Annotated in this window: 21 protein-coding genes and 1 pseudogene; 7 read left to right on the forward strand and 15 right to left on the reverse strand. The window is 42.4% G+C overall.

Annotated elements, in window-relative coordinates; translation table 11 throughout:
- The first annotated feature begins 58 nt into the window (after positions 1 to 58).
- From NCY30_RS12270 to NCY30_RS12280, 3 genes are all read left to right on the forward strand, one after another.
- Positions 59 to 559, forward strand: coding sequence for a hypothetical protein (locus tag NCY30_RS12270; RefSeq protein WP_021650057.1), 501 nt, complete (start codon positions 59 to 61; stop codon positions 557 to 559).
- A gap of 149 nt (positions 560 to 708) precedes the next feature.
- On the forward strand, positions 709 to 1,302 hold the full coding sequence (locus tag NCY30_RS12275) for an RNA polymerase sigma factor (protein WP_005333389.1): 594 nt from the start codon (positions 709 to 711) through the stop codon (positions 1,300 to 1,302).
- Complete coding sequence (locus tag NCY30_RS12280) at positions 1,274 to 2,080, forward strand: hypothetical protein (RefSeq protein WP_005333388.1); 807 nt, start codon at positions 1,274 to 1,276, stop codon at positions 2,078 to 2,080. The genes NCY30_RS12275 and NCY30_RS12280 overlap by 29 nt, the downstream gene beginning before the upstream one ends.
- Positions 2,081 to 2,657: 577 nt before the next feature.
- On the opposite strand, the gene NCY30_RS12285 is transcribed toward NCY30_RS12280, so the two are convergent.
- From NCY30_RS12285 to NCY30_RS12320, 8 genes are all read right to left on the reverse strand, one after another.
- Positions 2,658 to 3,104 (reverse strand): hypothetical protein, encoded by a 447-nt coding sequence (locus NCY30_RS12285; protein WP_005333384.1) that lies wholly within the window; start codon positions 3,102 to 3,104, stop codon positions 2,658 to 2,660.
- 32 nt (positions 3,105 to 3,136) lie between these two features.
- On the reverse strand, positions 3,137 to 3,919 hold the full coding sequence (srtB, locus tag NCY30_RS12290) for a class B sortase (protein ID WP_005333383.1): 783 nt from the start codon (positions 3,917 to 3,919) through the stop codon (positions 3,137 to 3,139).
- A complete protein-coding gene (locus NCY30_RS12295) occupies positions 3,916 to 5,136 on the reverse strand; it encodes a CHC2 zinc finger domain-containing protein (RefSeq protein ID WP_005333381.1) in 1,221 nt (406 codons plus the stop codon). The genes srtB and NCY30_RS12295 overlap by 4 nt, the downstream gene beginning before the upstream one ends.
- 54 nt (positions 5,137 to 5,190) lie before the next feature.
- The gene (locus NCY30_RS12300; RefSeq protein WP_005333375.1) at positions 5,191 to 6,138 is read right to left on the reverse strand and encodes a hypothetical protein; all 948 of its coding nucleotides are present in this window, start codon (positions 6,136 to 6,138) and stop codon (positions 5,191 to 5,193) included.
- Between the two features lie 83 nt (positions 6,139 to 6,221).
- Positions 6,222 to 8,459, reverse strand: a complete 2,238-nt coding sequence (gene recD2, locus NCY30_RS12305) for an SF1B family DNA helicase RecD2 (RefSeq protein WP_005333356.1) — start codon at positions 8,457 to 8,459, stop codon at positions 6,222 to 6,224.
- A 51-nt stretch (positions 8,460 to 8,510) separates the two neighbouring features.
- Positions 8,511 to 9,569 carry a YqaJ viral recombinase family nuclease gene (locus NCY30_RS12310; RefSeq protein WP_005333354.1) on the reverse strand — a complete coding sequence of 353 codons (1,059 nt, stop codon included), beginning with the start codon at positions 9,567 to 9,569 and terminating at the stop codon, positions 8,511 to 8,513.
- The gene (locus tag NCY30_RS12315) at positions 9,563 to 10,702 is read right to left on the reverse strand and encodes a hypothetical protein (RefSeq protein ID WP_005333353.1); all 1,140 of its coding nucleotides are present in this window, start codon (positions 10,700 to 10,702) and stop codon (positions 9,563 to 9,565) included. Before NCY30_RS12315 ends, NCY30_RS12310 begins: the two co-directional genes overlap by 7 nt.
- 398 nt (positions 10,703 to 11,100) lie before the next feature.
- Complete coding sequence (locus NCY30_RS12320) at positions 11,101 to 11,289, reverse strand: 2-ketoisovalerate ferredoxin oxidoreductase (protein ID WP_425458801.1); 189 nt, start codon at positions 11,287 to 11,289, stop codon at positions 11,101 to 11,103.
- A 192-nt stretch (positions 11,290 to 11,481) separates the two neighbouring features.
- Here NCY30_RS12320 and NCY30_RS12325 point away from each other — a divergent pair, with 192 nt between their 5' ends.
- From NCY30_RS12325 to NCY30_RS12335, 3 genes are all read left to right on the forward strand, one after another.
- Positions 11,482 to 11,799, forward strand: coding sequence for a helix-turn-helix domain-containing protein (locus tag NCY30_RS12325; RefSeq protein WP_005333350.1), 318 nt, complete (start codon positions 11,482 to 11,484; stop codon positions 11,797 to 11,799).
- Between the two features lie 381 nt (positions 11,800 to 12,180).
- The gene (locus NCY30_RS12330; protein WP_005333349.1) at positions 12,181 to 12,375 is read left to right on the forward strand and encodes a DUF3173 domain-containing protein; all 195 of its coding nucleotides are present in this window, start codon (positions 12,181 to 12,183) and stop codon (positions 12,373 to 12,375) included.
- A 34-nt stretch (positions 12,376 to 12,409) separates the two neighbouring features.
- A complete protein-coding gene (locus NCY30_RS12335) occupies positions 12,410 to 13,591 on the forward strand; it encodes a site-specific integrase (protein WP_005333347.1) in 1,182 nt (393 codons plus the stop codon).
- 77 nt (positions 13,592 to 13,668) lie between these two features.
- On the opposite strand, the gene guaA is transcribed toward NCY30_RS12335, so the two are convergent.
- The 5 genes from guaA to NCY30_RS12360 form a co-directional block, all read right to left on the reverse strand.
- Positions 13,669 to 15,216 carry a glutamine-hydrolyzing GMP synthase gene (gene guaA / locus NCY30_RS12340; protein ID WP_044919655.1) on the reverse strand — a complete coding sequence of 516 codons (1,548 nt, stop codon included), beginning with the start codon at positions 15,214 to 15,216 and terminating at the stop codon, positions 13,669 to 13,671.
- Positions 15,217 to 15,364: 148 nt separating this feature from the next.
- Positions 15,365 to 16,726 (reverse strand): MATE family efflux transporter, encoded by a 1,362-nt coding sequence (locus NCY30_RS12345; RefSeq protein WP_250818775.1) that lies wholly within the window; start codon positions 16,724 to 16,726, stop codon positions 15,365 to 15,367.
- 291 nt (positions 16,727 to 17,017) lie between these two features.
- Positions 17,018 to 17,248: an HPr family phosphocarrier protein gene (locus tag NCY30_RS12350; RefSeq protein WP_006426898.1), complete on the reverse strand. Its 231-nt coding sequence runs from the start codon at positions 17,246 to 17,248 to the stop codon at positions 17,018 to 17,020.
- Between the two features lie 126 nt (positions 17,249 to 17,374).
- Positions 17,375 to 18,919: a response regulator transcription factor gene (locus NCY30_RS15235; RefSeq protein WP_173784730.1), complete on the reverse strand. Its 1,545-nt coding sequence runs from the start codon at positions 18,917 to 18,919 to the stop codon at positions 17,375 to 17,377.
- Between the two features lie 32 nt (positions 18,920 to 18,951).
- Positions 18,952 to 19,629, reverse strand: a complete 678-nt coding sequence (locus tag NCY30_RS12360; RefSeq protein WP_022415452.1) for a TetR/AcrR family transcriptional regulator — start codon at positions 19,627 to 19,629, stop codon at positions 18,952 to 18,954.
- A 311-nt stretch (positions 19,630 to 19,940) separates the two neighbouring features.
- Here NCY30_RS12360 and NCY30_RS12365 point away from each other — a divergent pair, with 311 nt between their 5' ends.
- Complete coding sequence (locus tag NCY30_RS12365; RefSeq protein ID WP_022415451.1) at positions 19,941 to 21,110, forward strand: CD0519/CD1768 family membrane protein; 1,170 nt, start codon at positions 19,941 to 19,943, stop codon at positions 21,108 to 21,110.
- A gap of 215 nt (positions 21,111 to 21,325) precedes the next feature.
- Here the strand turns inward: NCY30_RS12365 and NCY30_RS12370 are convergent.
- A pseudogene (locus NCY30_RS12370) lies at positions 21,326 to 21,487 on the reverse strand (sporulation transcriptional regulator SpoIIID); the annotation flags it as partial.
- Positions 21,474 to 23,033: a recombinase family protein gene (locus NCY30_RS12375; protein ID WP_173784731.1), complete on the reverse strand. Its 1,560-nt coding sequence runs from the start codon at positions 23,031 to 23,033 to the stop codon at positions 21,474 to 21,476. The pseudogene NCY30_RS12370 and the gene NCY30_RS12375, both read right to left, overlap by 14 nt.
- Between the last annotated feature and the right edge of the window lie 125 nt (positions 23,034 to 23,158).

The raw sequence follows: 23,158 nt of genomic DNA on the forward strand, positions 1-23,158 counted from the left end.
CAATATTTACTGTGTATCTTATTACAAAGGGAACCTTGGAAAGGAGTCGTGTACATATATGAAGGCTTATAAAAAAATAATCAGTTTTATCCTAACACTCGTTATGATGCTGTCGCTAAGTGTTAATGTTTTTGCAGCAGAGCCGCTTACAGATGACCCTAATATGATTGAATGGAAGTACACTGTGTTTGCTAACGAAAGCCTGCAGAAAGTTGTTGAAGAAGGTGTTATTCCAAATGCATATGCCCGATATACTTGGCGCGGAATCACATTGAAAAATGGCGAAGTCGCCATATTAACACCATCAAATAACAGTATGGGACTTTATTGTAATAGCGGCAGATACATAACTATAAATTACACTTTGAGCCGTTCTGCTTTTCATCGTTCAAGAGTACGCGCATACGTAGCTGGACCTTCATCAGAATTTGTGCGTGAGATTACAGCAAGTGGTTTGCGTTCAGGATTTACGACACAGGCAACAGATTACTATTACGGCATGGTAACTAATCTGTCCTCTGATGCCTTTACAATCAAATCATTTTCTATTACATTTTAATAGTGGAAAATATTTCAAGTGCTGGTGAGTACTTATCCTGATTTTAATTGAAGCTTTTTAACTTGGTTTCTCGGTTCCCTTTTTTGAAAATACACATTCCCATTATTAAACCACTGCTATAGTATTCACTGAATTTATGAGGTAGAAGCATGTTATTTAACATAGATGAGAAACAACTGATGCTCGAACTAAAAAATAAAGATGAGCGCGCTTTAAAAATATGTATGAACAAATACTACAGATATGTTGTATACATAGTCGAGAATATTATTGGAAGTGCTTTGCCATATGAAGACAAGGAGGCGGTCGTGTCTAATGTTTTTGTAGCTCTATGGAATTACAGTGCAGATTTAGATACAGATAACTACAGCACATTCAAACCCTATTTAGGAACAATCGCAAGAAACATGGCAAAAAACGCATTACGAAAAACCTCTAAGATGCATTTTGAAAATTACGAAGATGCGTTTCAGGTTGGAACGAACGAACATATTGAATACGGGCCGTTAAAAGAAGAAGTAATCAAATGCTTAAAAGAAAGCATATATGAACTATCAGTTGACGAAAGAAAATGTTTTATCTCGTACTACTATTACACTAAGACAATCGCTGTAATAGCAGAAGAAACCGGATTAAAAGAATCTACAGTAAAATCCAAACTGTTACGCGGACGTAAAAAATTAAAACTAAAAATGGAAAAGAAGGGATTTAGATATGAAGACTGTAAAATTTTCTTTGAATGAGTTAATGAGTGAAATTGATGAATCTTTTATTGAGGAAGTGTATTTTCATGATTGCAATAAAATACTGAAAAAATATTCCAAACAAAAGATACGTCAAAATGTATTTTGTAAAACAGCTTCAAAACATAAGCCTTTAAAGTTCACTTATAGAACTGCAATTATTGTAACTGTGGTTTCAGTGTTTTTGTGTATGCCTGTATATGCTGCAATCAGTCATCTGTTAACATCGGCTTTAATTGATGACAGCAATCGACATTTAATCGGGACAGAAACCAATGATAGAAGCTACATCATATTAAAAGACGGTGTATATACCAATGAAAAGGGGAAAGTTGTTGATATTGAGGAATTAGCCAAATCTTCATCAGAATTTCCTGAAAGCAGAATTGTTAAAAGCAGTCTGATGCCTAATTTCATACCATCATCAATAGTAGAGATTCCTACTGATAAATCAGATGAAATGTATATCATTCCAGAAATAATTCTAATCAACAATTCACTTTGTGTACTTACACAAGACAATGGAAAGGGATGGGAACTAACTGATAAAGATAATATAGTCATTTCGTTTGATAAATATAAATCAGACATTACAGTATCCCAAGATTTGATTATCGGTTATGTAAAAGACGGGATAATGTATGAAGGAGAAGTGTTCGATGAACTGAGTGGAAAATATAGTTTCTCACCAGATGAAAAAGGGGAATATTTTTTCTATCTGCTTAGCGGAAGTTCCGATTATCTATCTCTTAAAAGCGGTAATCTGGAGGTAAATTAAATGTTGCTTTTGCGGGACTTCAGCATACCAATTAACTTTAGTATAAGGACAGGAAGACCTCTTCCGTACAGGAATAGGTCTTCTTGCTGTCTCCGTGCATGCTTTAAAGTATAAATAGGCTTTAATCTGGATACAATTTCAACTGCATCGTTGATACACGCTGTGTTTATCTCGTTTACTGTATCATTCATAAGAATTTAATTGGTTATGTTTATTGTGATGATAGAGTAGCCTTTGTTTTGAACATCTTCCTTGAAAGATTTGTAAACGATACTGTAGATTATCATATTCATTATGTCGGCGTAGATTCTTTAGATGAAGAATGTATTGAATGCAGAAAATACTCTGATTATTGTGAACATATTTTACCTGCTTTCTGGATAGATGACGATTTTTGTGAATAATGAAACACTGGTGTTTGGTTATTCAAAATTTAAGCTGATAGATACTGGTGTTAAGTATATTAATCCGAAGCATTTTTCCGTAAAAAACTTTGTAAAGTATTGCAGATTCAATAAAGAGTGAAATTACAGTAAAATAAAAGATAGTTTTTTCGTTCCTTTGTTATGCCATTGTTCTACGCCGGAATCTTTTCTGCCATCTCCGGCAGGCACTTCTCAAATAATTCCCGATATCTTCGATACCCTTCATCCCGGAGTGGACCTTGCAGTGATGTCAGAGACCAAAGGAGAAGCTCTTCCTCTTCCACAGCATACGGAGAGGTATAGACAAATTTTTTCCCGTCAAAATGCGGTTTTGATAACTTCAGTATTTCCGTAATCTCTCCTTTTGTTTCCGCCTGCATAATCATTTCCACTTTCTTCCGATGGAACTCGCAGACGATGCTCTCCAGAAATCCCTGCTTCAGATAAAATTCCGCCCTTCTATAAAGTTTTACAAGAGCCTCCACTCTTTCATCAAATAACTTGTCCTTTTCACTGACTATCATCTGTGCCAGTGCGTTTGCATGTTCCATAACCAATGCTGTTCCCATTACATTTCCTCCCATAATAAAAGCTGGCATAAGAAATTTCTTCTCACACCAGCACGATTCTTTTATTCCTCTGTGATGATCTCACTGCTTAATTTTCCATGTACCAGATAGCGATAATTCCGTCTGGAATTGACACAGGTAGACAGCGTAACTATCCGATCCGTTGCCGACAGCTCGGTGCCGGTATCATAATCCCTATAAGAAGACACCGTATCCAGAAACGTCTGAAAATCTTCCGCTTCCGGGAAATGATACCTATATCCCTCACTTCCGGTTCTTCCCGCATAGCAGGAAAAGATACGATACTTGAGGATCTTGTCCGGCAAATAGAGATAAAACTCCGGATGTTGTTCAAATAGCTCTTTGTCTTGGTACTTATCCAGAGTTCCGAACATGCTCCCGTTTTTCATATTATGCCCGTACACGATCGTATTCTGATCCGTAAAGTCCGGCTGATTATGGCAGTCCACAAAGATGCTCCCGTTGATATTGGATTCTCCCGAAAAAAGGTGATGAAGATAATATGCATTATCTTTCCCCTGTACCACCGGATAACTAATATCCAGTGCCGGAATCTGAATCCACGCTATGACATCCGGATTAACCGCTTTTAAACCTGCAAAATCAATTTCTAGATACCTATTCTTAGGTTCCTCCTTTTCTTTCTCAGACTCCGGTGATTCTTCTTCCTCTGGTTCCTGAACATATTCCTGCAGTTTCTCGTAACTTACGTCCCCTTTCTGATACTTCAGATAAGCACCAAAGAGTTTTCCTGCCGCTGCGAGAAAAACAAGCAACAGGCAGATAATGAGTCCTGCAAGAACCGTATTTCCTTTTTTTCTCATGATTGTTCTCCTTTCGGAAGAGCCGAAGTCTGTGCCCCGGTTCCTTCCTTCTGTTTGATGGCGGCTAAATAGTCATCAATCCCCTTGTGTTTCCCGTTCCACTCCCCGCTCTCGTCCATATCCCAGACCATCCGGTTCATCGGCAGGGAAAGCTCCCGGCAGATTTCATAGACCTTATTGCAGCCGTTCTGGATAATCCTCCGTTTCTCCGCCTTATGCTGGCAGATAACAGGGGAACGCTCAAAACAGACCGCACACTTACTGTCATGCTTATTGCAGGCTACTTTCATCTTCTTATCCATGTCATACGCCTCCAAAAGCTGTTTCATCCCATATCCTTTCATCCGCTCCAGCACCGGTTTCAGATTCCGGTACTGGTTCACTCCGGCAACGCACACAAAGGTAGCGCCGGACAGATAATGGGCTATGGTCCCTTTTAAGGCTCCTTCGGTCAGATAGACACGTTCTGCGGCAAGATCACCGATCACATGTACCGGACTTCCGGAGGAAACTCCCTGGTCATAATTGACACTGGACAGCCAGATATATTTTTTCGTGTCAGTCACATGATCTACCCGGATCTGAAAACCCTGGATGAACCCGTCCAAAGAAACTATGGGAATCAGGATTCCTGAGTTTTCTGCTTTGAAGTTAATCGTCCAGTTTCCGTCTGTATCCCGGTAGAATCCCGGCACGCCTTTCACCATATATCCTTCTTCTGCCAGCCTTTTGACCAGCTTCTTCATTCCAAACAGCGGGACACTCCGGTAACGCTGTGCTTCGATCTGTTCCGGTTTTAATCCTCGTCTTTGCAGATCCTCCTGATGCTTCCTGTTAAGCGTGAGCATGGACAGCATTCTCTGATACGTCCGGTGGATTTCCTCTATGGGTGCAAGCTCTGCCGTTGCCTTTTCTTCCTGTACCGGCGTTGCTTTGATATAATCCGTCCGGTATTCTCCTTTTCCTAATGCTTCCCGGATCTGCTGATTTGCTTCGGAGAGTGTAACATTGTGCAAATCCGCATAAAGCTTCAGCATCCCCCCGGACGCATCACAGCGGTTGCACCGGAATACATTCTTTTCCACATTGATATTCAGTTTTCCATGCGTCTCTCCACAAAACGGGCAGTCATAATAGTTTCCCCGCCGCTTTCTGAGATGCAGCACCTGCACCACATCCAGTATTCCATAATCAAACCCAGACATATCATAATACATCCCGGTCTCTTCCTCCTTTCCCCCGCAGAAAAAAGCTCTCTGCGGGGTTCTTCCTTAACCAGCCATCGGCATTGCTTTTTGTAAAATTACCTTTGCTGCCGCCGGAACCAGATTGTTCGGTCCGGAATATTGCTCGGCAAACCACTGGATCGTTGACGGGCTTTCAACTGCCACCTGTCCCATGGTCTTTCCGCCGTATTTTCCCTTTCCCGGAATCACAGTCCCGACTGCCATTTCATAGTTCATGTGTTTCATCAGTTCTTCTACCGGAAGGGACGTATCCAGATTCTGTAATGCTCCCTGCAGCATCTGTCCGGTCTTTGGCGGCGTAGAGGCAGCCGGAGCGGAACCGTAGCCAGGCATTTGTCCACTGCCATGGTAAATGGTGCTTCCCGCCGCCTGTGCCTGCTGATAGAACTGATTCATCATCTGCTGGCCTGCATATTCCGGCTGACCTGGCATCTCTCCATAAGTTGGCATAGGGGCATTTGGCATGACACCCGAATCCGGCATGGCTGCATTTTCCATGGCACCTGAATCCGGCATCTGTGGATTCTGATATGGAATTCCGGCATCTACCTGTGCAGGATCATTTTCCTCTCCCACATCCGCAAACTGCACACCATATCCGGCATCCGATAATGCCCTTCCTACGGCTGCTGTTTCTGCCATTTCCAGAAATTTGTCTCCAAACTTCGGGTCATCGCTCCGGAATTTCTGCGAAAAGGAATTGGCTACATAATTGTCTTCCTGATCACATTTATCCAGATAGATACGTGCTTCCACAACTGCCATGTTCTCTGTGAAAGTGATAATCCGGCTGATGATCTTTCCTGCCGGATTGACCAGACGAAACCATAGCTTCCGGTATTTCACATCCAGATAAAGCTGCTCCTCCTGCCCTTCTTCTCCAATCTTTCTTGCCAGTTCCATCGGATGGAAGCCATCCACACGGTTCAAAGCGGCAACTGCCTCTGATTTCTTATACAATAATTCTTTCATTCTCTGCTCCTTTCATTTAGAAAAGCAGACGTTCCCCTATATAAGAGTAATAGTCCGCTTATTTCAAAAATTGAAAAATATTTTTAAACAACAAGTTTTAACTGCTCCATTTCCGGTTTCTGTTCACTCTGATACTGATCGTAATACTGTACGATCCGCTCACTCAGAATGGTGTTCCTTGTCCCGCTGTCATCCGTATGGATTGCCTGACAGACTGCAGCCCATTCCCCTACCAGATAAACCTTGCTTTTCGCTCTGGTCACTCCGGTATAGAGAATATTGCGCTTCAGCATCATATAAAAGGCTTTTACCCAAGGGATGATGACAACCGGACATTCGGAACCCTGTGCCTTATGGATGGTTGTTGCGTTAGCATGTTCGATCATTTCCATCTGGTCAGCTTCATATTGCACCTGCCGCCCATCCGGGAATCCGATCACTGCCCTGGCATTTCCATCCTCATCCGTGATACAGTCCAGTATCCTGCCCAGATCGCCGTTACTCGCCATCTCGGTATTTTTATTCTGTAAAATCTTATCGCCAACCCGGAACACCTGACTGCCGATATGCAGTTCCTTCTTCCCTGCGATTGGCGGATTTACAAAATCCTCCAGAGATTTGTTCAATTCATCCACTCCGGCAGCGCTGCGTTTCCGATACGGAGTCAGGATCTGTACCTGATCCATGCCGTTTTTTGCAATCTCGTCCAGATAAATCCTCCGGACAATCTCTGCCGCTTCATCTGCTCCTTTACAGGCAATGAACTGAAAATCCTCCCCAAAGCTCAGATTAGTCTTATTCTCCTGCATCAGTTTTGCATTATAAGGTATGCTGCTCAAAGCGCCCTGCCGGTAAACCAGATCCAGTACCGTGACCGGAATCAGCCCGCAGGCAATCAGTTGCCGGAACACATCCCCGGCTCCTACGGATGGAAGCTGGTTCTTATCCCCGACTAAAAGGACTCTGGCATGTCTGCTAACCCGCCGGAAAAATTCATAGGCAAGATGCATGTCCACCATGGACACCTCATCTACATTTAGAAATCCGGCAGACAGGTACTCAAAATCCGGTTCAAAATCCGTATCATCTCCCAAAAGCCCCAGGGCCAGATGCATCGTGGATGCATTTTCACAGCCGGTACTCTCCACCATACGTCTTGCCGCACGTCCGGTCGGAGCCATAAGCTGTACCTCTGACCTGCATAACGCCTGATGGATATAGAGAATCACCTTGAGAACCGTTGTCTTTCCGGTTCCGGGACCTCCGGTAATAATACTGATGGGATGTGCAAACACCATCCGCACTGCCTGTTTCTGTGTTTCTGACAGCGTGATCCCCAGTGTCTTCTGTGCCTTTTCCAGCTCCGGTTCAATGGACAGCAAAACCGGCTTCTCCAAAAGCCGTCTGGCTATCATGGAAGCGGTCTGTGTTTCTTCTTCATACTGCCGGATAGAATAGATCCGTTCTTCCTCCACAACAATGCTTTTTTGCAGCACCAGCCGGTAAAGCACCTGACTGACATCCTGCTCCGATACTGCCATGACCTGCAGATCCCGGTTCAGCATTTCCAGTGCTTCCCTGATAACCTCCTGACGCTGCTTAAACAGATGTCCTTCTTTCATTGCCTGATTCATGATATGTCCGATGCACCCGGATATCCGCATGGGATCATTGAGTGCACAGCAGCACTGTCTTCCGATCGCATCCACAGTCAGAAACCCGAAGCCTTTGACTGCACTCAGCATGTAAGGGCGGTGCCGGATAATATCCACCGATTCATTTCCGAATTTCTTCAGAATCATATTCACTTTTTTGGGTGTTACCTTAAAAGGCGCCAGAAACGTCATCAGTTCCCGGAACACCTGGTTTTTTCCATAGGACTCCACAATAGCAGCCAGCTTCTTCTCGGAAATTCCACGGATCTTCAAGAGTTCCTGCGGGTTGTTTTCCATGATTTCCAGTGTCTGAAGCCCAAACTTCCGGAAAATAGTATCTGCCATCTTGGGACCGATACCTTTGATTGCACCGGAAGAAAGGTATCCTAAGATACCCTCCTTTGTCCGTGGTACAACCTCCATGAAATTTTCCACCTGATACTGAGTTCCATGCTCTCCGCTCTCCCATCTGCCTTCCATCTCAAGCTCAATCTCGTCTGTAAGCGGAAGACCGAATCCAATCGCTGAGAAGCCGATGATATTCCGGGATGCCAGATATTTGTCTCTGGCTGACAGGGGGACAGACGTATCCTGTGTGGTGAATATGGCAATCGTATACCCATTCTCCTCATTCTGGAAAATCTTATGTTTAAATCTGCACCTCATTGTTTATATCCCTCCAGCTTTTTATCCGCATCCGTTCATTTGGTTTTCTCATTACGCCGCCTCCTTCTTAATTCGGAAAGTACGGCTCTCCGTTGTTTTTGTATATTCCTCATAGATATCCGGATGCTGGTTTTTCAGCTTCTCCATCTGGTCTTTCCCAACCGAAGTACGTCTGGTCGGATTATAGGTAATACGGTAACGGTTCGTACCGTCCTCCAGCACTGCCTTGCAGCCCTGCCCCAGCTGTTCCACAAAAGGAACACTGATTGCCCGCTGTTCTGCTTCGATTTCCTTTTTCCGTTTTTCCAACTGTGACTTTTCCTCCGAAAGGGTAAGATACTTCTCAAGATTTTTTGATTCCAGACCGGAAAGCACAATTTCCGGAATAGATTTGTCTGCAAAACCACCATAATTACGGATATTTGCCAGAACCAGATCGGAATTCCCGTTATGCGGCGGTACTACATTTTTCAATACATGTTCCTGCCAGAAATACGTTTCCTGATCAATGATGTCTTCTTCCTCAATCAGATCACGCTCAATGGTGCGATACACAAACTCATTCTCGTTATTTCCATACAGGCATGCGATAAAGGCTTTCTGCATATTCATCACAGACAGATAATGCCTTACCTGCAGCACATAATGAGCTGGAATACCCTCATCAGCCCACTTATCTTTCGCATTATAATTGCAGGTTTTACATTCCAGAATCGCAAATGTCCCATCCGGCATACGAACAAAAAAATCCACATCTGCAAGCATGAACGGATATAATGGATGCCGGAACATGACACGTACCGGAAATACTTCCAGTCCGGTCTTTTTGGAAAAGATTTCTGCCACCAGATCTTCCAGCCGGTGTCCGACTTCCTTGGCAACCCAGTTGCTTTCCTCTTCCTCCTGAATGACCGGCTGCACACCTGTTTTGTTGTAAAACAGATCCCGGATAGTGGCAAATGGAGAGATCCCCATGATTGCCGCTACATCACTGCCGCCGATTCCTTTTTTGCGGTATTCCAACCAGTCTTCTCTTGACAGGTTACTGATATCCACAACCTTTTCCGGTGTATACTCTGCTTTGTTATTCATTCCAATTCCTCCTAACATTTGACTGCTCCATAAACGTCATATTTTTTCCAGTCTTTTATAAGCGCCTTCGTAATATCCTCCTCCAGCTTCAGGATGCCCTGTCCGGACATTCCTTCACAGGCTGCAAAAAAGGAGGCTTCATTCATGGCATAATAAAGATCATGTGCCGTACAGGCACCTTCCCCGTTCTGGGATACAAATAGCTCCACCACCTCATTCCGGATCTTCTGTTTAATGCCAAGTTCCTTCATCAGCAGCTTCAGGCAGTTCACCGGATTACGGATCTCAATGTCCATAAGCTGAGTAAGATTCTTCATCGCATCCACATAGCGGGCGCATACCTGCTCCAGATTTTTCCGGAAGTCCAGAATCGTTGCCCCTTTATCGTGAGCCAGCTTGATTGGACTTCCCAGACTGATAACGCCGTTTGGTCCGTCTGTCAAAAGCATCGGATACAGATTTGCACCGCTCGCTGCCACGTCAGATGTGGTAAAACGAAGTGCCGGTGACAGGATCTTCTCATCCATTCCGTGTGCATCCAGTGCTTTTCGGTAAGTATCCAGAAGTTCCTGACTTCCTCCGAGCTTCCACATGGCAGATACAATGGAATGGTCATAGATACCAGAGCCCTCCATGTAAACACTGCCTTTGAAATTCAGATTCAGATATTCGCAGGTTGTCTCAAACATGGCTTTCATATCAAGGATGCAATAATCATGTTTATCCCCGCCATGTACTGCGGAAACCTTTCCGTCCGCAATCTTAATCAGGGCATCCCCTTTTGCAACCCGCAGGCAGTAATTGACTACCTTCGCATATGTTGCCTTATCCAGCTTGCGAAGCCCGTCTCCATTGACACCTGCGCGGCTTAAAATGGTGCGGATGGCACAGTCACGTACCGGATAGGATTCTCCTCTCATTTTCAGTACAAGCTGCGTATTCTTCTCTGTATCCTCCAAAATTTCTTCCATGGATGCATCTGCCGCATCCAGATTTTGAGCCTCCTTTTCCAGTGGTGCCAGCCGTAACGTATTCGTTGGCTTTCTGATCCATTTGGCATTTCTTCCTCTCTCTGCCAGAAACTCCAGCAGATCTTTTACTTCTGCAAAGGATCTCTCAAATCCATCTGCATACACTCTTGCTTCATTCATGTTCTTATTCCACCTTTCTTAAAATAATATTTATCCATCAACAGCCGAAGCTGGTTGTGGCATGCAACTATGCCGAAACCTAAATGTAAGCACAAAAAAAGAATGAAAAGAGAGTCTTTTCTCTGTTCATTCTTAAAAGTCTGGTTTCTTCCTGAAAAAACAAAAGTGCCACGCAGCCAAAAAAGGCATACCGTGACACTCACTACAAACATAAACTACTTATGCCAGGAATCAGCTCCTGCTGTTTCCTGTAAGTTTGGAGATTCTTATGAATCCCGAAACTCCCCAAAAAGGGTGTGCATAAAATAAACTATATCAGTATACTAGCACAAGATATTCCTCATGTCAATTCAGGCTTATACTATATATGGTGTTTATATTTGTTCAAAATACTACATCTATTTTTCTACTACGAATTCAATCTTCTCTTTCAGATACTCCCGGCAGCCAAACCGAACCGTTCCACACTGCTTTGACTCCTCTTTCGCCTTTTCATTACAGCAGTCCAAGTAGGGACAATCGTTACATTGATTCCGCAGTGCTTCCTTCGCCCATTCAATTTCCTGCTCATTTCCTATAATCCGCACAGACATCCACTTCCTTTGCTATCATCATACCCCAAAATCCATTTTCTATCATCCATAATTTCTTTTTTTGTATCATTTTAGTAAATTACGGTTATATTACGGAATAATCACTATATTTCAAATATATCTCTATTTTATTCCGTAATTTGCTGTAAGTAAATAGTTTAAAATGTGGAAGAGAGGTGTAAATGTATGGATAAAAACTTTATTGGAGAACGCATCAGCGAACTGCGTTTAAAGAAAAATGTATCTGAATATCAGATGAGTCTGGATCTTGGCAAAAATAAAAGCTACATCCAGTCCCTCACTTCCGGACGTTCTCTGCCTACCATGCAGAGCTTTCTGGATATCTGTGACTATCTGGAAGTCACTCCTCAACAGTTCTTCGATTCAGAGCTGCACAATCTTCCTCTGATTGACAAAGCAACTGATCTGATGAAACAACTCGATGACGAGGATATGCTTGCGCTCATTTCCATGCTGAATCGTCTGGCTCTAAAACGCAAATAGATTTCCGTGGCTGCCAAATCAAGGCAGCTTTTATTTTTATCATTTTTTCTTAAAATTTTTCAATCTTAAAGAAAAGCCCCCTATTCCTTAATTGAATGGGTAATATATCCATTCGCCGTACCTTGAAAACAAAAGAAATCTTTCGGGAGATTGATATAGGTGACTGCAGATAGTTTGCATCTTCGCACGCCTGCAGCTTAATAGTTACAAAGTAACACCGTTTTACGTGGCCGGAACGGGCATAGGAACTGGCTTCTGAAAGAATAACATAGACTTTTGGGATTTTAGCTTATAGCGCTTTTATTAGAGAACTTTTACTCAAAATTTGATATAATAATAGACAGGTATCAAGTTGATTCCCTGTCTGTGGAAAGGAGATTCATGATAACTGTAACAAAAAGGGATTTGATTGAATTAGGCTACGGTCCTTCCTTTGCTGCTGATATTATCAAAAAAGCAAAGGAACTTATGGTAGAAAAGGGGCATACCTATTATCAATCCAGAAAATTAGACAGGGTTCCAAAAGAAGCCGTTGAAGAATTATTAGGGATTACTTTGCCCGATAAGCAAGAATGATCGTGCTTTTTGCATTTTAGTAAGGAGTGAAATCATGGCAAAAGATCCAATTAAAAAAGCAGAAAACGGCACTTATTATTTTCGAGCCAACCTCGGATATCATCCTGTAACCGGAAAACAGATTCAAAAATACCGCAGCGGATTCTCAACAAAAAAAGAAGCCCGTGCCGAGTATTCCAAATTGATTCTTGCATCAACGGAAGAATTAGCTGATAAGAAGGAAGACATTACCTTCAAAAAGTTTATTGAAGAAATCTATCTTCCGTGGTACAAAACTCAGGTGAAAGAAAGTACCTACAAGAATCGTTACTCGACCATTCAAAAACACTTTGCCTATTTCTACAAGAAGAAAGTGTCCGAAATAGAAGCGATAAATGTACAGACCTGGCAGCTCAAGTTGGCAAAACAATTCAGTCCAAACTATGTACGCATTGTTCAGGGAATGTTATGTTTAGCTTTTGACCGGGCGATTATCCTCGGACTTGCAAAGAAGAATCCTGCCCGCATGATCGGCAATATCAAATCTAAAAAAGTAAAGATCGACTTCTGGACTTTGGAGGAGTTTCAGAAGGTAATATCCCTGCTGTACAAAGGTGACTACTACGAGCACTATCTCTTCATCTCGTTCTGGCTTTTATTTATGACTGGAATGCGTATTGGAGAGGCTGCCGCCTTACAGTGGGATGATATTGATTTTGAAACAGGTATGCTGATTATTAGTAAAACACTGTACTATAAAACAATGAATGACTACAAATTCGTTGAACCTAAGACGCAGGCAAGCAACCGTACCATTTATATTGATGCTGATACCATCAAGGAATTACAAGAATGGAAGGCGGTCCAGGCAAAGGTTTTACCAAATTGTGGATTCGTACTGAGTTATAACAGTACACCCACCAGCAAAACAACGCTTCCAAGAGCATTAGAGAAATTGGCAAATTTAGCTGGTGTCCACAGAATCAAAATTCATGCCCTGAGACATTCGCATGCTTCCCTGCTTATCAGCATGGGCGAAAATCCACTGCTGATTAAAGAGCGTCTTGGACATGAAAAAATACAGACGACACTAGGAACTTATGGTCATCTGTATCCAAACACCAATATTGAGATTGCAAAGAAGCTGACCGGGGTTCTCAGCTACCAGTCAGCTTCTCAAAGTATTGCTAATTATACCAGTAATCAGCATACTGCAATGTATCACAAAGAAATATAAAAATGCAATGATAATGCAATTTCAAACACCCAAAGCCGCAAAGCCCCGTGGTTACGGGCTTTGTAGCCCAGCGTCAACTATTCAAACTCAATCGTTCCAGGCGGTTTACTAGTCAGATCATAGAATACTCTGTTAACTCCCTTAACCTCATTAATAATCCTGCTCATCACCTTATTCAGTACATCATAAGGAATTTCAGCAGCCTCAGCTGTCATGAAATCTACAGTTGTTACTGCTCTTAAAGCAACAGCATAATCGTATGTTCTCTCATCACCCATAACGCCGACACTTCTCATATTTGTCAGTGCTGCGAAGTACTGGTTGATGTTCTTATCAAGACCCGCGTTAGCAATCTCTTCTCTATAGATAGCATCTGCATCCTGAACGATCTTAACTTTTTCTTCTGTGACTTCACCGATGATACGGATTCCAAGTCCAGGTCCAGGGAATGGCTGACGGAATACCAGTCTCTCCGGAATTCCAAGCTCCAATCCTGCCTTACGTACTTCGTCTTTGAACAGATCACGAAGAGGCTCAATGATATCTTTAAAATCTACATGCTCCGGAAGTCCACCTACATTGTGGTGAGATTTAATCACTCCGGATTCTCCACCGAGTCCGCTTTCTACAACGTCCGGATAAATGGTTCCCTGTGCGAGGAAGTCTACAGCACCGATCTTCTTGGCTTCTTCTTCGAAGATACGGATGAATTCTTCACCGATGATCTTACGTTTTGCTTCTGGTTCTGTTACTCCGGCTAATTTATCGTAATATCTCTGCTGCGCATTTACACGGATAAAGTTCAGGTCGAACTGTCCATTTGGTCCGAATACACCTTCTACTTCATCACCTTCGTCTTTACGGAGAAGACCATGATCGACAAATACACATGTCAACTGCTTTCCGATAGCTCTGGATAACAATCCTGCTGCCACTGAAGAATCTACTCCGCCTGACAGTGCAAGAAGTACTCTTCCGTCGCCGACTTTTTCGCGGATCTCCCGGATTGTATTCTCTACGAATGCATCCATCTTCCAGTCGCCTGCACATCCGCAGACACCTAATACGAAGTTCGATAACATCTTAGTTCCTTCTGCTGTGTGAAGTACTTCCGGATGATACTGGATCGCATATAATCCAGCTTCTGTATTCTCAGCTGCTGCGACCGGGCAGTCTGCTGTGTGTGCTGTGATCTCGAATCCAGGTGCAACCTGTGAGATATAGTCAAAATGGCTCATCCAGCAGATGGTCTTCTCAGATACACCTTCGAAAATCTTGGAATCTTTCTTATCTACCAGCACCTCTGTCTTACCATACTCACGTACCGGAGCGGATTCTACCTTTCCTCCAAGTACATGCATCATAAGCTGTGCACCGTAACATAATCCAAGAACCGGGATACCAAGTTCGAACAATTCTTTTTTATATGTCGGGGAATCTGCTTCATAACAGCTGTTTGGTCCGCCTGTCAGGATGATTCCCTTAGGATTCATAGCTTTGATCTTCTCAATATCTGTCTTATATGAGTAGATCTCGCAATATACATTGCATTCTCTGACACGTCTTGCTACCAGCTGATTGTACTGTCCACCAAAGTCAATGACAATTACTAATTCTTTTTTCACAAGAACTTCCTCCTATTTGTTTTCTATATGGCTAACCTTTATTATAAAATAGAAGTCCCGTTTTTACAAGGGACTTCTATCTTTTCTCCGATAAACCAGACTTTTTCTATCATAACTAGCAACTATCTGCTGACAAACGTTTTCTATCCTATACAATCGCATTTTTCTTCCAACTTCCTTTGAAATACCGGATCACGAAACACATTGCCCGGAATACCCAGTCGATCACCATCGCAACCCAGATACCGAATACACCCATTCCCATATATTTTCCAAGCACGTAACTGAATCCGATTCGGAAGATCCACATGGATATGCTCGAAATGTACATACATGCCTTCGCATCACCCGCTGCACGGAACGTCGCAGGCAGGCTGAACGCAACCGGCCAGATAAATATCGCACCGATTCCGTGGAAATGTATGATATCCGCCGTCGTCTTTGCTGTAAGATCGGACAGGTTATATGCATTTAATATAAATGGCAGTAAGGAGAATATAAATAATACCATCGCAGTCATACTGACATAAGTAATGAGCATTAATTTCTTATTATAATACTTCGCCTGTTCATAATCACCCGCACCCACACATCTGGAAATAACCGGTGTGATTGCCAGCGTAATTGCCATTCCCGGAAGGATCTGGAACAATGCGATTGCATTTGACACCGCATTTGCCGCAATCGCATAGGTTCCGAATGTCGATACCAGGCTGAGCACGATAATCTTTCCAAGCTGGAACATACTGTTCTCCAGGCCATTCGGCACACCGATACTTAGAATCTTCTTAACCATTTCCCAGTTAATTCGGTAACGCCAGGTCCGTTCTATGTGAAGTGTCCGTTTCTCATCACACAATAGCGCAATTATAATAATCGCCGCCGTCATCCTTGACACCAGTGTCGGAATCGCAACTCCTTTCGTTCCACGGTGAAAACCATAGATCAGGATCGCATTTCCTCCTATATTAATAACGTTCATGATGATCGATATTTGCATTGTTACCTTCGAATTGCCCATTGTACGGAAGATCGCCGCTCCTCCGTTATACAGTGCCATGAATGGAATCGATGCCGCCACGATCAGCAGGTAAATGTCTGCATGATGCATCACATCCTGGTCGATTTTTCCAAATACTGTATGTAAAATAAAGGATTTTCCCAGATATACAAGCACTGTAATGCCGATTGCACAGATCGTGATAAACCATACCATCTGCGTTGCCGACTTACAGGCTTCTTCCCGTCTGTCCTGTCCCAGGAACTGCCCCGCAACGACTGCTCCTCCCGTAGCCAGTGCTGAAAATGCATTGATCAACAGCACCATAATCTGATCTACCAACGATACTCCCGACACCGCCGCCTCGCCGACGCTTGCGATCATGATGGAATCCGCCATTCCAACCAGTACCGCCAGAAGCTGCTCGACCACTAACGGCAGGATCAATGCCAACAGTGCTTTATTATCAAAGAAATATGCCTGTCGTTTTTCTTTTTTGCTTTTTCCCATTTCCCATTTTCCTCTCCCGTAATATTTATATATCTACAGTACCTGCCACCGACAGCTTCTTCCGAATGCATAACAATACAGAAATCCTGCCACTGGCGGCTTTTCTTGCATACTTTGGTATACAAAAAAGTTCCCCAACGTATACTCTTATTATACGCTGAGGATTCTTCTCACACAATATCCCATCCCCGCAGAAATTTTTACTAAAATTTTCACTAAAAATTCCCACGGTATCTTTTTTGTCAGACTGCAGACGCTTTATTGTCCGTCCTTTTCAACATAACTGCAACCCTACGCAGCTACGAATTTATCCAGCTCTTTCCAGAGATCATCGCATTCTTCATCATATACTTTCAGCTCGATCTTCTGGTCAAATCCAAGATTCATAAGACCTAACAGGGACTTTGCATCTACAATATATCTACCCCGTTTCATATCCATATCAAAAGGATATTTTTCTACGATCTTTACAAAATCTATCACATCACCCGGATTCGAAAAAATAACATTTTTCGTACTCATTATTGGTCCCTCCTTTTTCTTATCGGAACCATATTAACACTCTCATGCATTTCCACAAGGGGGAAATATTTAAAAAAGGATGACTTTTTTTGACTGAAAATGCATTTTTTTAATGTTTTTCACTATCTAACAGTTCTTTTTCCGGTATTCAAGTGGCAACATTCCAGTCTCTTCCTTGAACACGCGGCTCATGTATTTCGGATCGGTATAACCTGCCAGTTCCGCAATTTTAGTCAGCTTCCAGTTCGTTGCCGTCAGAAGTTCTTTTATACGTTCAATCCGGTACCCACGGATCGTCTCTGTAAATGTCCGTCCCGTCTCTTTTCGAAACTGAGTGCTCAGATATTCTTCCGTCACATGTAGCTTTTCTGCAATCTCTTCCAATGTAATACCCTGATCATAATATTCTCGGATATTCTCCAGTGCCTTTTGAACCAGAAGACTCATATCGTTTCCCGCTTCGTCTTTGCTCGTCAGATATTCAAAAAAAGTATCCACTTTTTCTTCCACATCTGTCCATCCATTTGCCCTGGAAATCCGCTGAAGAAATGTCTGTCCTTTTCTCTGTGCCTGTACCGCCCCGGTTTCCGCTGCCATCTGGATCAGAACCAGTGCAATACGGATACAGCCCTCCTTGGCCTCCTGCGGGGTACACGGAAGTTCCCTGCAATAATCCCAGTATCTGGAAAATATTTTTTTCAATCGTTTCGCATCTTTATTCAGTAATGCTTCCTTGGCTTCTTTTTCAAGGTTCACCGGATATTTATATGGATATAATGCAATTTTCTGTATTTTTTCTTTACAGATCAATGTTCCCTTTTTCAATATCAGATTCCATTCTGCCGCATGATCTAGTTCTCTGACCGCTTCGTACATATTGCCGAATCCGTTGCTGACCGCCCATGTACAGACCACCCTTCCGCGCACCGTATTGCAGATCATCGGAACAATCGTCTGTTCCAGATACTGATAGGTCTCATGTTCATTTCCCATATGATAAAAAAGGACCACAAAACTCTGACGTCCGTACATCTCGATGGTATAGGCACAGAAATCCTGTTGCTGATTGAAGATTTCCAATTCTTTCAGCATCTGCAGCACTTGTTCTTTATATTTCTCATAATTAGAACTCATGCCGATACCAAGAACACCAATCCGTTCCTCCGGTGCAATCCCGTATCCTTCCTTTATAAGGTCTCCTATCTGCTGATCATCTTTGATCTTCCCGGCCATCGCATTCAGGAAAATGTATTCCAGATTCAGAATGTGTTTCCACTTTTTCTCGCTTTCCAGCTCTCTTCTCAGCCTTCCCAGTACATTACGCACTTCGTAGACTTTCAACGGTTTGACCAGAAAATCTACAGCACCAAGCTCCATCGCACGTTTCGCATAAAGGAATTCCGGGCAGGAACTTGTAACCACAATTTTGCAGGATATCCCTCTTCTCTGCAATGCCTCGATCATCTCGAATCCATCCATCTCCGGCATCCGGACATCCGTAAATATCACATCCGGTGTGAGATTATCCCGTATCAGTTTTTCGGTCAGCGCAAGACCTTCTGCCCCGTTGGACGCACTCCCCACGATCTCTATATCCGACTCTTCCTGTTCCAGACATTGTAACAGTTCGTTCTTATATAACTCATTATCTTCTATGACAATTATTCTCACGTGAAATACCTCCTTCCAGATTATATCTTACTCTATCCCAGATGATACGCATCCAGTGTCTTCGCCAGATATCTGACTGTCTTATCCACCGCCTCGTCTACCGTCGGCTTGTCCCTGTCACTTCGCATGATTGCAAGCATTCCCCGATAGATCAGCACACTCATTTCATTCAGTTCTTTGATCTCCTGCTCAGATATCTCATAATTTCTTTCTCTGATCACATCTCTTAGCAGATCTTCGTTGCGTTTGAAGAAATCTCCTTCTTTCAAAAATCCTTCGTAATCTTCTGTCTTTTCTTCCTTTTCATTTGGATAAATCTCATAATATCTCCGGAAAACCTCATTCAGGTTCTGTGTCCCTTCCGGACTGAAGAATAAGAAGTTATAGATTCTCGGTCTCTGGAACGAATGTCTACAAAAGCAGCGCCACTGTCCCAGATACCACTCCTGAAAATCCTTTCCCTCGGCCTTGTGTATCAACGTTTCCTGCATATATTCATCCAAACATTTTACACTTGCAAATAATTCCAGTTCATCCAGATTAGAGAAATAATGATACAGCGTTGCACTGTTGTATTTTGCCTGTTCTGCAACCTTCCTAATCGTCAGATTCTCAATTCCTTCTTTTTCCATTAATTCAATTGTCGCATTGATGAAATACGACATAATCCTTTTTCTCTTTTCCTGTCTGTTTCCTCCAACTGTTGCCACAGTCTGCTGTCCTCCTTCATTCTCTTCCTTAATTTTAACTTTTTGTAATTTTTAACAACATTTCATACATCCGATTTATTTATCTCTTTTATTAATATATCCATTTTTATATTAGCATTTCAATAAAATTTTTTCAATTCACAATAATTATGCATAATTTATTTTTATTATACACTATCATTTTATCTTATATGCACAATTTGTAAACAATGATTGACTTCCATTTAATTATATAGTATCTTATTACTATGCGTTTTATATAAGCTGGGAAACTTGGATAAAATACGTGTATAAAATATTGGAGGTTTTTTATGGGAAACAAAAGAACAAAAAAATCCATCAGTCTTGAAGGATTCGTCTTTCTGGCAATCTTTTTAGGAATTTTCGGTGGTATGGGTATGAAAATGGGCGGTGTCAATATGCTGAACACATTGATGAACACCGGCTACCAGCTGCTTCTTGAGACAGTCTTCTATATTATGGCAATCGCGGTTCTTGCCGGAGCCATTTCAGGACTGTTCTCAGAATTCGGTGTCATTTCGATGGTGAATAAATTACTGTCACCGCTGATGAAGCCACTTTATAATCTGCCGGGTGCCGCAGCACTCGGTGTAATCACTACTTATCTGTCCGACAATCCGGCAATCCTGGGACTTGCTGAAGATAAGAATTTCCGTAAATATTTCAAGAAATTCCAGCTTCCGGCTTTAACGAACCTTGGAACATCTTTCGGAATGGGACTGATTGTAAGTACATTCATGATCGGTCTGAAGTTAAAAGGTGGACACGCTGGAACTGCTGTACTGGTCGGTAACTTTTCCGCTATAATCGGCAGTATCATCAGTGTTCGCATCATGCTTCATTTCACCAAGAAAGAATATGGAACCGAAGAATACTGCGTACAGTTCGAAGAACATGAAGACATGGATGCCATCATGAATACCCGCGAGATCCGTGACGGAGGCATCGGCGGACGTGCCATCGAGGCACTTCTTGAGGGTGGTAAAAACGGTGTGGATGTCGGCCTTGCCATCATCCCGGGCGTTATCACCATCTGTACACTGGTCATGATGCTAACCAACGGCGCATCTGCAGACGGAACTTACACCGGTGCCGCTTATGAAGGAATCGCTTTCCTTCCATGGCTTGGAAAGAAGCTTGAATTCATCTTATCACCGCTTTTTGGATTCACAGATGCATCCGGAATCTCCGTTCCGATCACGGCACTCGGTGCTGCCGGTGCCGCAATCGGACTAGTACCGCACATGGCAGAAGCCGGAACCGTCCTCGCCAATGACGTAGCCGTATTCACTGCAATGTGCATGTGCTGGAGCGGATACCTCAGCACACATGTGGCTATGATGTCTTCACTTAAAGTGAACAAGCTGACCGGAAAGGCAATTTTAAGCCACACGATCGGTGGACTCTGCGCCGGGGTCGCCGCCAACTGGATCTTTAAACTGGTGATGTTGTTCTTGTGATTATGAAGGCTGTGTTTTTACAATTCGAGACATCATAATTCTTAGAAATAATTAGTTGTATAAAAACTCCGCAAGGATATTCGAATGAATCGTCTATATATGATGCTTCTCCAGAATATCTGTGCGGAGTTTTTTGTTCTGTTGTTATCTTTTATCCCATGAAATCGACTCGTTGATGTCCGAAATCATAAGAGCTTTTTGTTCTGTTACTCTCTTTATCCTGCGTGCCGATGCTGGTGAAGATATTTCTCCCGGGTGGCAAGTCCGCCGCGGATGTGGCGTTCCTGTTTGTTCACGTCAAGAACTTTGCGGACGCTCTGCGCCAGGGTCGGGTTGATCTGCTCCAAGCGGTCGGTGCAGTCTTTATGTTTGGTCGTCACAATTTAGAGCGGTTTCATTTTCTTCAATTAATACAGACTCATCTAACCCAAGATCACCAAGCAAGCGTAAATAAATATCTACATTTCCCTCCTTATCTACTTCTATCTTCTGAATCAATCGTTTTAACTGCTGATTGGTCATCTGGTGTACATCTGTGATGTCCTCAATCTCCTTAAATGTATTATTTAAAATGTTCTCTAACTGTTCTCCCTTGGTTAAATGATAAGATACCATCTTAAGTTCATTTTCTATCCGCTCCATCTCCTGACGAGAACCGCCAATCTTCTCATTCAACTCTTCACGGGAGATTAGATCATCCGTGTACATATCCATATATTTTTGTCTTGTCTTTTGTAATTTAGCAAGTTCTGCATTTAATTCTTTTTCGTACTCTACATTTTCGTCTTTGGCTTTATATACACGCTGAAATTCATTTACCACATGAGCAATCACTTTTTTCTTTTGTTTCAATACATTTGTAAAATATTCCTGCAAAACTTCAATAAGTTCTTCCTCGTCCACAACCGTTTTATTTGGGCAGCTATCTGCTCCCCGACCGTTTCGTCCAGAACATACCCAGCGCACATACGTATTCTTATAAGTACGAACTGTTCTCCGGAAGGACCAGCCACATTCTTTACACTTGATCAATGTAGAAAATAGATGCTTATTGCTTTGTCGTTCATGGCTAAGATTAAATGCATCATGTCTGCCTCTTAAAATCTCTTGTGCTTTTTCAAATGTCTCATCTTCTATGATTCGAAGTTCCGGTCGTTCCACAACCATCCATTCTGTCTCGTCCTTGTCTCTTCTCTGACCTGTCAAGAAATCACTGACTTCTTGCTTGCCATTAATAATTTTTCCAGTATATATTTCATTTGTTAAAATACGGCACGTTGCATTCTGACTCCATTTGCAATTTCGTTTTGTCTTATATCCTTTTTCATTTAACATATTTGCAATCTTGGCAGCACCGTAGCCTTCTTCTGTGTACCACTTGTAAATCTGCTGTACAACTTTAGATTCTTCTTTATTAATTGCAAGATTAAAATAATCTCCGATTGTTTTGTCATATCCATATACAATATTCGGAACTCGTCCTTTTTCTGCATTCATCTTCTTACCAAACTTTACACGTTTGGAAGTATTCGCGCTTTCTTCCTGTGCCAGAGCCCCAAAGATGGTAAGAACAAACTCGCTATTTCCCATGCTAGTCATATTGGCTGTTAAGAACTGTGTTTCAATTCCCAATGATTTCAGCTTACGGACATTCTGTAAAAGATCCACCGTGTTTCTGGCAAAACGAGAGATGTCTTTTACAACGACCATATCAAACAATCCATGCTCTGCATCAGACATCATGCGAAGAAATTCTTTACGATTTTTAATTTTAGTTCCAGAAATGCCCTCATCTGCATATAATCTTACTAAAGTGTCCCCTGTGCGCTTGGTATATTCTGAAAAGAATTCCTTTTGGGCTTCCAGACTGTTGAGCTGATCAGCTTTGTCGGTGGAGACTCGGCAATAGGCTGCTATGTTCATAACTCTACCTCTCTGTTATAGTTGTATCGTTCTGTTACATCTTTTATTATATCATAAAAAAGACAATAATAAACCTCATTTTTACACAGTTTATTATTGTCTCAATTTTTACACTATTTATCAAA

This window comes from Dorea sp. MB18-49, assembly GCF_023669465.1.
Taxonomy (GTDB): domain Bacteria; phylum Bacillota; class Clostridia; order Lachnospirales; family Lachnospiraceae; genus Dorea_A; species Dorea_A longicatena.